Below are 11,315 nucleotides of genomic sequence, written 5' to 3' on the forward strand. Positions count from 1 at the left end.
CCTACTCACGCTTGAAGGAGATCCGCATGGCCGCGAATGTGGTTAACATCGACAATCAATATAGCGAAGCTCTCGATATCTATACGTTTACCGTGCCTTCCGGCGCCTCGGCGGATAATCCCAGCACGATGTACCCGGTTTACACTAAAGTGGACTCCGTCGCCGCCAATTCCAAAAAGACCTATACCCCCTCCAACCCTCTGGAAAATCTGTCGTTTGCGCGCCAGTCGGACGGCATGCCGTTGCTGAATCAGGTCACCAATATCCTCGGCGACACCAATGTCACCATCACGGCGGACGACCTCGCCAGCGCGCAAAAAGCCTTCGCCTTCTACAAAGCATACAAAGGCAGCCCCTATAGCCCCAATGCGCTGGCGGTCAACGACATCATTCTGAACAACAGCGATCTGACGCAGCAGAATCAAAAGCTGAATCAATGGTTCTCCGACAATAACGTCGGCTTCGACTACAACACCTTTTCCTCCGTTTCCTACTGGGCGGAAAACGACGTACGCGCTTGGGCCGGCAGCGAAGGCCTGACCCTCTACTGTTACAACCCGCAACCGCCGCAACCCATTATTCCGCTGGTGCTGCCTAACGACAGCAGCGGACAGATTATTCTCGGCGCCGACGGCAGCGCCCTCTACCAGCCCACCAGCGGAAGCACGGTGGAGCTTACGCTGAGCAAAGGAACGCTGACCTCCAACGGCGCCACCGACACCAGCGGCGTCAATCTCAGCGCGGTGATGCAGGACATGATCATGCATAACGGCGACGCCGGCGTTTACGAGCTGTTCTTTACCGGCAAAGTCAATGGCGACGACGTCATTGTCCAACCCTATCAGGTTCCGCAACTGGCTTGGTGGATGTCCGCCTATGACCTGGCGTACACCGCTTACACCGCCATCAACATCATCATGATCAGCCACACAGTCATCGCCCTGGCGAAGAACCTTCCTACGCTGTTCAACGCATTAAAAACCGGAGGTCAGGCGGTGATCAGCGCAGTGAAATCCGACCTCAGCAACGTGGCGCAATGGATATCCAGCAAGTTCACCAGCGCGGCGGCGGACAATGGCGATCTGGTGAATGTGGACGTGGATACCGATGTAGACGTGGATGTGGACGTGGATGTCGATACCGACGTGGATACGGACGTCGATGTGGACGTAGATATCGACGTAGACATTGACATAGATATCGACGCCCTAGTGGTGGTGGACGTGGATGTCGACATCGACGTAGACATCGACACTGATGTGGACACCGTAGTGGACAATGTCGTCGACAACGTGACCGATATCGATACCGACATCGATACGGATATCAATGTCGACAGCTCGGCGCTGGGCTCGCTGGTGAAGAACATCGGTCAGTCTCTGTGGGCCAACAAAGGCGCTATTTTCAAGTTTGTCCTGAAAAACGCCGCCGTGATGGGGGGGATGACCGCAGCCCAGAAACTGCTGGACATGTGGGGCAAAAAGGCCGGCGACAGTTACGCCGACGAACAGCCTTCCGAAGCCGCGCCCCTGGGCCTGCTGATGGATTACATGGAAAACCCCGCCAACACCATTCAGGAACGCTGGACCACCTTCTCTTACTACGTGGACCAAGGCGCCAGCGCTGACGAGCAGAACATGGCGGTGTCCGGCATCCTGTCCCTGAAAAACGACGCCGAAGATCAGGCCTTCAGCGCCTGGCGCTGGAGCCAGGACGATGAAAACGCGGCGGTCAACGCCATGGCGCAATATTCCTCGCAAAGCGACTGGCCCAAAGCCTACACCACGCTGGCCAGCTATACCTACCAGGGCAAAACCCTGCCGTTGAAAGTGGGCGCCAGCGTCGCCCTGAAATTCGTCGCCAAAATTCTGTAAGGGAGAACGTCACATGGCGAGCGCTTATCCAAAATATGAAGATCATCAGAAGCACTGGGAAGAACTGGCGCAGGGCATCGCAGCGCTGAGAGATAAAGTCAGAGAAGTGCAGGAAGGCGAAATCCCCGCCGGCTCACAGCAAGGCGAGCTGATCATTCTGGGGACCGGCATTGAAACAATCGGCGTCTCCGTCGGCGATACTCGTCTCATCGAAGAAGCGGACAAAGTGCTGTACTGCGTGGCCGACCCCGCCACCGTGGTCTGGCTCAAGCAGTTGCGACCCGACGCCCTGGACTTGTACGTGTTGTACGGGGAAGACAAGGTCCGCTACACCACCTACATGCAGATGACGGAGGCCCAGCTCTACTGGGTGCGACAGGGGCTTAAGGTTGTCGTGGTGTTCTACGGCCATCCCGGCATATTCGTGTTGTCCACGCACCGGGCGATCAAGCTGGCGCGACGGGAGGGCTATAAGGCCACCATGAAGGCCGGCGTCTGCGCGCTGGACACATTGTGCTCCGACCTGGGCATCGACCCTTGCTACCCCGGCCTGCAGACTCACGAAGCCACCGACTGCCTGATCCGCCGCCGTCGCCTGGACGCCAGCCTTCATGTGGTGTTATGGCAGGTCGGTTTGATTGGAGAAATGGGCTATCGGCGACAAGGCTACCTGAATAACAAGTTCTCTTATTTCATCCATTGGCTGCAGTCAATCTATGGGGTGGACTATGAAGTCACTCACTACATTGGCTCCCGCTATCCCACCATCGACCCGCTGATCGAAACCTATCGCCTCAGCGCGCTGCATGACCCTGAAAATCAGATCAAAATAACGGGCCTATCCACGTTCTATATTCCACCCATGCAGGCGGTCCCGACGGACTACCAAACCGCCGTCGATCTGGGCGTCATCGAGCCCGGGCAGAAATTGCTGACGCCCCGCTCGCCCCTGCGTGAAATCGACCGTTATGGACCCCGGGAAATGAAAGCCTTCGACGCCTTCAAGCATTTTCGTATCCCGGCGTCCTATAAGTGGCAGGACGAAACCGCCGCCAGTCGCTTCCTGATTGCGCTGCGTTTCGATACGCGCTTGCAGGATCTTTATCGTCGCGATCCCCTCGCCGCGTTGGAAGACCCTCGTTTTAGCGCGCTGTCAGACCGCGAACGGGCGATGCTGGCGTCGCGGGATTCGGGCGCCATTCAGATCGCCGCCAAAGGCGCTTACATCCGTTCCCCCGCTACGGAAGCAACGGTGACCGCCTGTCTGACGCAGAAGTCCGTTGCGATGGAACTGGTGAAAGCCCTTGGAGATCAGCCCAAAGCAGAAGCCAGAGCCGCCTTCGAGACCTGGCTAACGTCGCGAAACTATCAGGTTGAGTGGGCGCACTTGGGCGGGGCCATTGATTTTATTTTCCGCAATAATCCGTTCCCCTGGACCGGGGTATATATCGAGCCGGAACAGCAGTTTGTGATCACGATCATCGGCGCCCGCAAACAGCGTCATAAAAGCGTTATCTACATCAACGATGTCCGTATCCGATCCTTTGCCTTTGACTCTGGCGCCATTCGCTGGAAGGCGGACAGCCAGGTCCCCCACCACGGTTTTCTGCGCCTGGACGTGGACGCCAACGGCGCCCGCCGCCTGATCGGCAAGATCTGGAGCGACGCCAACGGCGACGGCGCCCAGTCCGCTTTTGTCGCCCGGGAAGCCGACCCTGAACGTAAAGCGCTTAGCGCCCAAGCCTGTAGTTTCAGCGGCTGTGATGACCTTAGCGCCATCTATGGCGAATACGCCGTTCGCACCGATGGACGCTTTTACCGGGACGTCAACGACCTCAAATTGTCGGAGACTGGATTGACGATCAACCAGCGCATGGTTCCAGAGTTCTCTTTCAACAAAGGGACGCTGCGCTGGCGCGGCGGCGACAAAGCCTGCTACGAAGGAGAAGCGACCTTCTTGCGCGATCCCATCATCAACTCCATTGAGCTTTACGGCGCAACCCGCTCCCACGAAGAGAAAGGCGTTTTCACGTGCTACGGCTCCTCCATCTCTGCAACGACGCCCGATTATTGCGGTCCGACTCTGCCTGACTGGGCCGCGCGCCACCTGGCGGATATCGCGCACCACAACAGCCCTAAGGGAGGATTGCTGTTATGGCATAAGTGGGAAAAGTTCAATCTCACAACTTTTATCGTCAATCGCTATTTAACCCATCTTCTTTAATCCTTGAGGAGGAATGCGCCTTGAACGCCACACACGAACTCAGCGATCACCTCGAAGCGTCGGAAAATATCGCCAACGTCAGTCAATTGGCTGGTGTCGTCGCCAGCCTGCCGCAGAATGCCAGCACCACCCATTACGGGGCGGACGGTAAGCAAATCGCGTCCTATTCCAAAACCAGTTACGCCAACTTAAAACTGTCCCCGCAGGGCGACATTCAGGGCGGAACCCTGAGCCATAGCGCAACAGACGCCAATGGCAACGCGTTGAACAGCTCCACCCTCGCCTTCGCCAACGGCAATGTCGCCACAGCCAAAACACAGATCAACAATCGCTTCGCCAGTGGCGTCGCCAAACAGGTGGAAGCGGATTTCAGTAATGTGAAATGGACGCCGGCCACCACTATTCACAGCGGTCAGGTCAAATTCACTTCACGCCGGGGTGATTCTCAAACCCTGCGCAGCGACGGCGTTGTCACTTACGCCAATGAGATGATCACGAGCGGCTCCTTTCGCCATTACTCGCCGGAGGGACAAGGCGGCGTAGAAGGCTATACGGACATTGATTACAGCAACACCAAGTTCGTCGGCGACCATATTGTCGGCGGATACTTCTCCGTCTCATCCAAGAACGCCGCGCGCGCGGAAAACTCGCAATCCAATGTGTTCATGAACGCCAGCGGCGGCATAGACCAGATTCACACCAAAAATTTCGACCCGGCATCCGCCGCAATGAAATCCCAGGTTTTGACGGAGTTTCAAAACACCCAGTTCAACGCCCGTAATGAAATCGACGGCGGCGAAGCCCATTACAGCATCAGCGACCCCAACGGGGTCTTACAAAACAAAACGGTGGTGACCTATCAAAACGGCGTCCCGTCGAATACCGTCACGCAAAACTACGCTAACAATCAGGTCCTCAGCAAAGTGGTTTCATCGTACGAAGGCGCGACTTTCGACAATGAACTGCGAGCTATCAACAGCACGGTTCACACCCGGGAATACAACGCAGCGGAGAAGCTGATGTCCATGACGGACGCCAGTTACAACGCCAGCGGCGCGCCCACCAAGATTCAGAGCCGCACTCTGGACCCGGACACGCAAACGCCCCTGTTTCTGATCGAAACAGACTACGCCAACGCGCAGTTTAACTATCGCCGCAAACCCATCGGCGGCCACGCCAAAATCACCACGACCAATCTGAAGGACTCCAGCTCCATCGAAACCATTAAAACCTTCAGCTCGCCTGCGCCGGCCAGCGCAACCGCCCACGCAGAAGAACTGATGGCGATGCCGACGCAACCTTCAGCGCCGCAGTACCAGACCCACACCAGCACAATGAAAAACGCGGAGGGACAAACCACCGCCTATAAAAAAACCATTACTCGCAGCGATGGCTCACTGCTTAAAACCGTGATCACCAATGTCACTGACGATAAGCCAACCTCCGTCGCCGTAACGCTTTACGCCGCGGACGGCAAGACCGTCGCCAAGACCTACGCCATGGATGTCAGCGGCGTCGCCGTCAGCGCCGGGAAAGTCAGCGGCGCGATGAAGATAACCGCCAAGTTCCGCGGCCAGACCCTTAGTAGCGAAAGCACCCTGGAGTTTTGAACCGATGCTCAGCCGCGCCCTGACGGTGACCTACGATACGGAGCAGTATCCGTTCCAGAAAGTGTTGTCGCATTATGTCTTCAAAGTGCGGCGGCTGGATCAGCTGCATGTGACGTGGCGGCGGCGGATTAGCCGGGAACAACTGCATTACCAGGACAACATGGCGCTGCGCAAACTGATGCAGCGCCTGCCGGACGACGCCCTGTTCTATAAGCTGTATCACGCCTGGATCGCGCATGTGCTGGCGCCTCGCTACGGAGGGAAAATAAGCTACTCAGCCCACCCGAAAATGCGCGTACACCTGGCGGGAACCGGTTGTGTGAGCGACTTTCATCGTGATGCGGACGTAACCGGCCGCATGGACCAGATCAATTGCTATTTGCCGTTCACCGATGTCTTCGAAACCGCTACAGTCTGGTGCGAAACCCGTTACGACAGCGGTCAATATCAGCCTCTTAACCTGAAATATGGGGAAGCTCTGCTTTGGGATGGAGGCTTGTTGAAACATGGCACCTTCCCAAACCAGACCAACCATACCCGGGTCAGTTGCGATTTCAGGTTCAAAGCGAAGGCGCCTGACAGGGTCTTATCGCCCTGGGCCGATATTCTGGCTGACCGTCAGTCAGCCGAAAACGTTGAGTTATGAATCGCTGAGGTTCAGCTTTACGACCATTTTCTCCAGTAGTTTAAGCTCATCCGTGGTCAGGCAGTGGTGAGTGATATGATCGTCGCCGCCAAGGTGGCGCTTAAGATTGTCCATCCAGTTCTTGCATATTCTGATCTGGCGCAGTATCTCTTCCGGCAAAGCCTGATCGCGCTCCAGGTCGGAGAGCTGACGCATCTTTCCGTTGATGCAGGTTAACGCCTCTTGCAACTGGCAGGTAACGCCAATTTTGCTCCAGGTTTCATCAATCAATGGGGCATTGATCATAGCAGACCTCAAAAAATAATGGCCGCGGCTCTTTTGAAACCGCCATTATTAAAGATTGAAAAGGTGCAAAAAAGAGTCTGGCGCAAAACGGATGACGCTGGCGCGCCAGACTTGTTCAGAGTTGAGTATCTCGGGTTTTTAATTTAGGCGATTATGAGCGGAGGAGTAATGCGTGACGCTACGGAACTTCTTCCCGGATATTCAGTAGTTCTACGGAGAAGTAAAAAATGAATGAAGCTAAGGCTCTGGATGCGACCGCAAAGCCTCAGTAGCGTTACGGATATCAACGTGCATTTTTGCGTAACGGTACGAATATTCAGAGTGGTAACAAGGGTATATTGTAGACAGCATGAAAGACAGACGCATATTGTGTGGCGCAGAAGTAGGAGGAAAACATCCCTTGTACATCAACTATTCGATTTTAACCGCTGGCCTGCAGGGCTCCAACGACTCTATTAATCATGCCCAGAAAAGCGCCATTCGCCTTGGCGCGATTCTCGACATCTCCATCGGTCGAATCGTGGAAGACTCAGGAAAACGTCATGAGTTCTCCATCGCCAAGAAAGCCGTGGAGATCAGACGCTGGTACGACGTTGCGTCCCGTAATTCAGACGCCGCCCAAATGCAGCAATTTGTCGAAGACCGCTTGCAGCAGGACCGCTATCCTCAAAACAGCTTATTCAAGAAATGGGCGACCCAATACCTTCAGCTGTTTCAGGTCAACGATCTGCGAAATTAACCAGCCGCGCAGGCAAGTCGCCAGCAGGCGGCTATCCGATTGACCTTAGCAGATCGTCGCAATCTCCCAGCGCCGCGATGAAATCCAGTTGGCTCATATGCGCATCCAGCTTGCTGAAATAATCGGGATAGCGACGCTGATATTTACCTCTCAACTCTTCAAAATGCGTCATTGCGCTCATGTCTGAGCTTTCAACCAGTTTCGCCAGTTTCATAATCTCTTTACGCAAAATCCTGGCTGAGGGAATGTCAGCGTCGTCAACGGGCGGCAGCTGTTGATTCAGGATCTTCTGAATATCTTCAACCGCGTCGCTCATGACATCCAGCTCCCCTTTCAGACGCCCCAGGGAGCCACTGCTGAATCCGCCGTTGAGCGCTTCCCGCTCCACCTGCTGCGTCAGCCTCGCCAGATCCTCCGCCCCCACCGTCGCGGCGATGCCGCGAAACGTGTGCAGAACCCGGGAAAGCTCGGCCGGCGCTTTGCTCAGCAGGGTGTTATCGGATAGAAAGTCGCGAACCTTGGTCAACTCAAGGCTGAAACAGTTTACCGCCATACGAAAAGCCCCCAGGTTGGAGCCAAATCGCTTCAAGGCCGCACTGACATCCAGCCCGATGCGCAATCCCGCGTCGATCAGGTCCTGCCAGGGAGCGCCATCCACTTTGGGTTCCGCCTGAAACACTTCCTCTCCCCTCGTATGACGCAGGATGGTCGCCACCAGCTCTTTGATGTCGAACGGTTTGCCGATATGGTCATTCATACCCGCCATCAGGCAGCACTCTCGATCAGACGCCATGGCGTTCGCCGTCATGGCGACAATCGGCAGCCGCTTTTCACCAAGCCGGTTACGGATTTCCCGACAGGCCGAGTAGCCATCCATGTCCGGCATCTGAATATCCATCAACACCAGATCGTACGGGGGAAACGTTTTCTGCACCGCCGCCACCGCCCAGCGGCCGGTGTCGACAATGTCAACTTCCGCCCCCATGCGACTTAACACCTCGTTGGCGACCTGCTGGTTGGTAATGTTGTCTTCAACCAACAATAAACGTAACCCAAGCAGAGGCTTACTCACCGACTCGCTTTCGGCGGGCGTCTCCATATGACAGTCAAGCGTCTGCGCAGCCTGAGCGCTGACGACTGAGTCGAGCAGCATGGACGCCGTTATTGGCTTTACCAATATGCCGTCCAGGATCGACTTGTAATTCAGCCCCACTTTATCAAGCACATCCTTGCCATGGGCCGTCATCAGGATAATCAGCGGCCGCTTGCCGACCAGGGTCATGCCGCGAACGCGACGGCTGGCTTTCATCCCATCCATGCCGGACATGCAGTAGTCCATAAATATTACATCAAAGTCGACCGCCTCCTCCTCCGCCGGTTGCAACATTACAAACGCCAGCGCCGCGGAAGACGCAATAGTCACCTGCCAGCCAAACGACTGGGCGATCCTGGAAATTGCGGCCTGGGCGTATTTGTTATCATCAACCACCAGTACATTCAGATCACGGAATTTTTTCGATAATGGATAAGCAGAGGGCAGCGTTGCGTTCTGGGTCTCATCCACTTGCAACTCAAGGACGAATGAAAACACAGCGCCGCATCCAACCTGACTCTCCAGCTGAATTTCCCCTCCCATTAAGCCAACCAGTTGGCGGCAAATCGCCAATCCCAGTCCGGTTCCGCCATATTTCCTCGTGGTGCTGGTTTCCGCCTGGGAAAAGCCATCAAAAATGATCTTTTGTTGCTCTTTGGAGATGCCGATGCCAGTATCTTTTACGCCGAAGGAGAGAGTTGCGCTGCCCTTTCTTCGTCTTTCCAGCCGAAGCGACAGCGTAATTTCGCCTTCATTGGTGAATTTGATAGCGTTGCTCAGCAGGTTCAGCAACACCTGCTTCAGGCGCAGGCTATCGCCGATCAGGTTCAAGGGCGCCTGCGGGTCGATTTCAAACAATAACTCCAGTTCTTTATCCCCCAGATTCGCGGACATAATGGCGCTGATGTCGCTCAGCAGTTTGTCCAGATTGAAGGGGTGAGGGTCCAGTTTGAGTTTGCCCGCCTCGACTTTGGAAAAGTCTAAAATATCATTCAGAATAGACAGCAAAGAGCGCGCCGCGCCGTTGGTCTTTTCCACGTAATCCGTTTGCTGGCTGTTCAATGGGGTCATCTGCAACAGTTGCAGCATGCCAATGATCGCATTCATCGGCGTGCGGATTTCGTGGCTCATGTTCGCCACAAAGTCCGTTTTCGCCTTGGACGCCTTTTCCGCATCCTCCTTAGCGACAGTCAATTCCGCTGTTCTTTGTCTGACCTTCTGCTCCAGACTGAGGTTGAGCTTATACACCTCATTTTGGATAGCCACTTGTTCAGAGATGTCCCGGATTGTATAGGCGAAGCCAATAACGCTTCCCTTCTCCCCTTTAATAGGGGACGCCGCCACCGCCCCGTCCAGCAGACCGCCGCCTTTACAGCGTCGTTGCGTGTTAATGCTGCGCACCGGCTTCCCTTCCCTGATCATCTGTAAAGTAGAGAGAGCTTCCTGACGCTCCTGGGGAGGCACTATCAACTCAGTCAGAGGCCTTCCCTGCGCTTCTTTCTCTTTAAAACCAAACATAGTCTCCGCAGACTTGTTCCAGTCAGTCACACGCCCGTTCAAGTCCAGGCCGATGATCGCTTCGCTGGAGCTGTTAACAATCGCAGCCAGCCTGGCCTGCCCAAGAGTCGCTCGCCACCGGTGCTGCATCAGCAACAGATAGAAATACAGAATCACCGCCATGACGCCAATTACGCCGGCGAGCATTTTCAATGCAAAGACGCCAGCTTGCCCAGCCCTTTCAGTAATGTAGGTTTGCGGCAAACTGATTATCAGCGTCACGCGCCTTAATGGCGCCAAAGAATCAAGCGCGAGCGTTCGCTTGGCGGTGTAGAAAGTAGCGTCCCCGGCGCTATAGGCGTCCAGCCCGAGACGGTTCCCTACCTTGACGTATTCATCCTGCCAGGTGTGGCGCTTTCCCAAATCAAAACCAAAGGTCCGGCTTTCATCAGGATGCATTAAAAAGTCATCCTTTTCGTTCAACAGAAAAGCGGTGAGTTCTTCCGGCAGCCCACTACTCAGGTCCGCGATAAGGAGGCTCGCATCCACATTGATGACCACGATGCCAAACAATTCGCCCTGTTCGGCATACACCGGCGTGGAAACGCGCAGCGTAGGCACAATAGGACGCTCTATTTCACCGTACTCCCGGTTCAGGTTAAAGTCCGAAACATACACCTCATTCTCGGCGCGCTGGACAGTGGCGAGAAAGTATTCCCTGCCGCCCTTTTTCTGCATCTGACCTTCCGGCGCAGGTATGATTTGATCATTGCGGTTGTCAACGCGGACCAGCTCACGCCCTCCGTTAGCTACGCCGATCAGGCGGATTTGCGTTATTTCCCCACTGGTTTCTATGAATTTGGAGAATATGGTCTTAAGACGCTCTTTCCATGTGTTGATGGAATTTTCTTCTTTTGGATCATAGCCGCCGTTGGCGGCGGCGCGAATAATGCCGGGAACAGGCGGGGTTTGCGCCAGAAAACGCGCATATCGCTTAAACTCATCGATCTCCTCGTCCAGAAATTCAACTCGATGACGCACCTGCTCATATAATGCGCTCTGCTGTTGTTCCAGCACTCTTCTTTCTTCAACGGAATAAGCCAGCCAATGGACGGGAGACGCGAGTAGCAGAAAAACCATAAACGCAAGTATTAACGCCTTTAAGCCAAAATGTGACGCAGAGTAAATCCAACGCTTCACCATTCCTTCCCTACCCTTGCCAGCCTGCATAACTATGGGCGGCGCGACGATGCTCCCAACTTCACCGCACTTTGGCGCTAATACAAGTCTAGTAGAGATGCCGAAACAATTTGTTACCAAGTGTAAGTAGGAGCGAAATCTTGCGCG

General features: G+C 55.0%; 7 protein-coding genes. 5 read left to right on the top strand and 2 right to left on the bottom strand.

Annotated elements, in window-relative coordinates; genetic code table 11:
- The first annotated feature begins 26 nt into the window (after window positions 1-26).
- Genes AC2IBB_RS18180 through AC2IBB_RS18195 form a run of 4 tightly spaced genes read left to right on the top strand, consistent with a single transcriptional unit; the run spans window position 27 to window position 6,354 of the window.
- Entirely contained in the window at window positions 27-1,874 is a 1,848-nt protein-coding gene (locus AC2IBB_RS18180) for a hypothetical protein (protein WP_486328178.1), read from the top strand.
- A gap of 13 nt (window positions 1,875-1,887) precedes the next feature.
- Window positions 1,888-4,098 carry an SAM-dependent methyltransferase gene (locus AC2IBB_RS18185; RefSeq protein WP_486328179.1) on the top strand — a complete coding sequence of 737 codons (2,211 nt, stop codon included), beginning with the start codon at window positions 1,888-1,890 and terminating at the stop codon, window positions 4,096-4,098.
- Window positions 4,099-4,118: 20 nt separating this feature from the next.
- Window positions 4,119-5,708, top strand: a complete 1,590-nt coding sequence (locus AC2IBB_RS18190) for a hypothetical protein (protein WP_486328180.1) — start codon at window positions 4,119-4,121, stop codon at window positions 5,706-5,708.
- Window positions 5,709-5,712: 4 nt separating this feature from the next.
- Window positions 5,713-6,354: a phytanoyl-CoA dioxygenase family protein gene (locus AC2IBB_RS18195; protein WP_486328181.1), complete on the top strand. Its 642-nt coding sequence runs from the start codon at window positions 5,713-5,715 to the stop codon at window positions 6,352-6,354.
- Here AC2IBB_RS18195 and AC2IBB_RS18200 read toward each other — a convergent pair.
- Window positions 6,349-6,639: a hypothetical protein gene (locus AC2IBB_RS18200; RefSeq protein WP_486328182.1), complete on the bottom strand. Its 291-nt coding sequence runs from the start codon at window positions 6,637-6,639 to the stop codon at window positions 6,349-6,351. The genes AC2IBB_RS18195 and AC2IBB_RS18200 overlap by 6 nt on opposite strands.
- A 400-nt stretch (window positions 6,640-7,039) precedes the next feature.
- Between AC2IBB_RS18200 and AC2IBB_RS18205 the strand changes: the two genes are divergently transcribed.
- The gene (locus tag AC2IBB_RS18205; RefSeq protein WP_486328183.1) at window positions 7,040-7,378 is read left to right on the top strand and encodes a hypothetical protein; all 339 of its coding nucleotides are present in this window, start codon (window positions 7,040-7,042) and stop codon (window positions 7,376-7,378) included.
- A 31-nt stretch (window positions 7,379-7,409) separates the two neighbouring features.
- On the opposite strand, the gene AC2IBB_RS18210 is transcribed toward AC2IBB_RS18205, so the two are convergent.
- The gene (locus tag AC2IBB_RS18210) at window positions 7,410-11,108 is read right to left on the bottom strand and encodes a response regulator (RefSeq protein WP_486328184.1); all 3,699 of its coding nucleotides are present in this window, start codon (window positions 11,106-11,108) and stop codon (window positions 7,410-7,412) included.
- Window positions 11,109-11,315: the final 207 nt, after the last annotated feature.

The sequence above is a fragment of the Hahella sp. NS-SX17 genome (assembly GCF_057367735.1).

Excerpts from the sequence above, each read along its gene's own strand:
- AC2IBB_RS18180 (WP_486328178.1), top strand. The coding sequence starts at position 27 with ATGGCCGCGAATGTGGTTAACATCGACAATCAATATAGCGAAGCTCTC.
- AC2IBB_RS18185 (WP_486328179.1), top strand. The coding sequence starts at position 1,888 with ATGGCGAGCGCTTATCCAAAATATGAAGATCATCAGAAGCACTGGGAA.
- AC2IBB_RS18195 (WP_486328181.1), top strand. The coding sequence starts at position 5,713 with ATGCTCAGCCGCGCCCTGACGGTGACCTACGATACGGAGCAGTATCCG.
- AC2IBB_RS18200 (WP_486328182.1), bottom strand. The coding sequence starts at position 6,639 with ATGATCAATGCCCCATTGATTGATGAAACCTGGAGCAAAATTGGCGTT.
- AC2IBB_RS18210 (WP_486328184.1), bottom strand. The coding sequence starts at position 11,108 with ATGGTTTTTCTGCTACTCGCGTCTCCCGTCCATTGGCTGGCTTATTCC.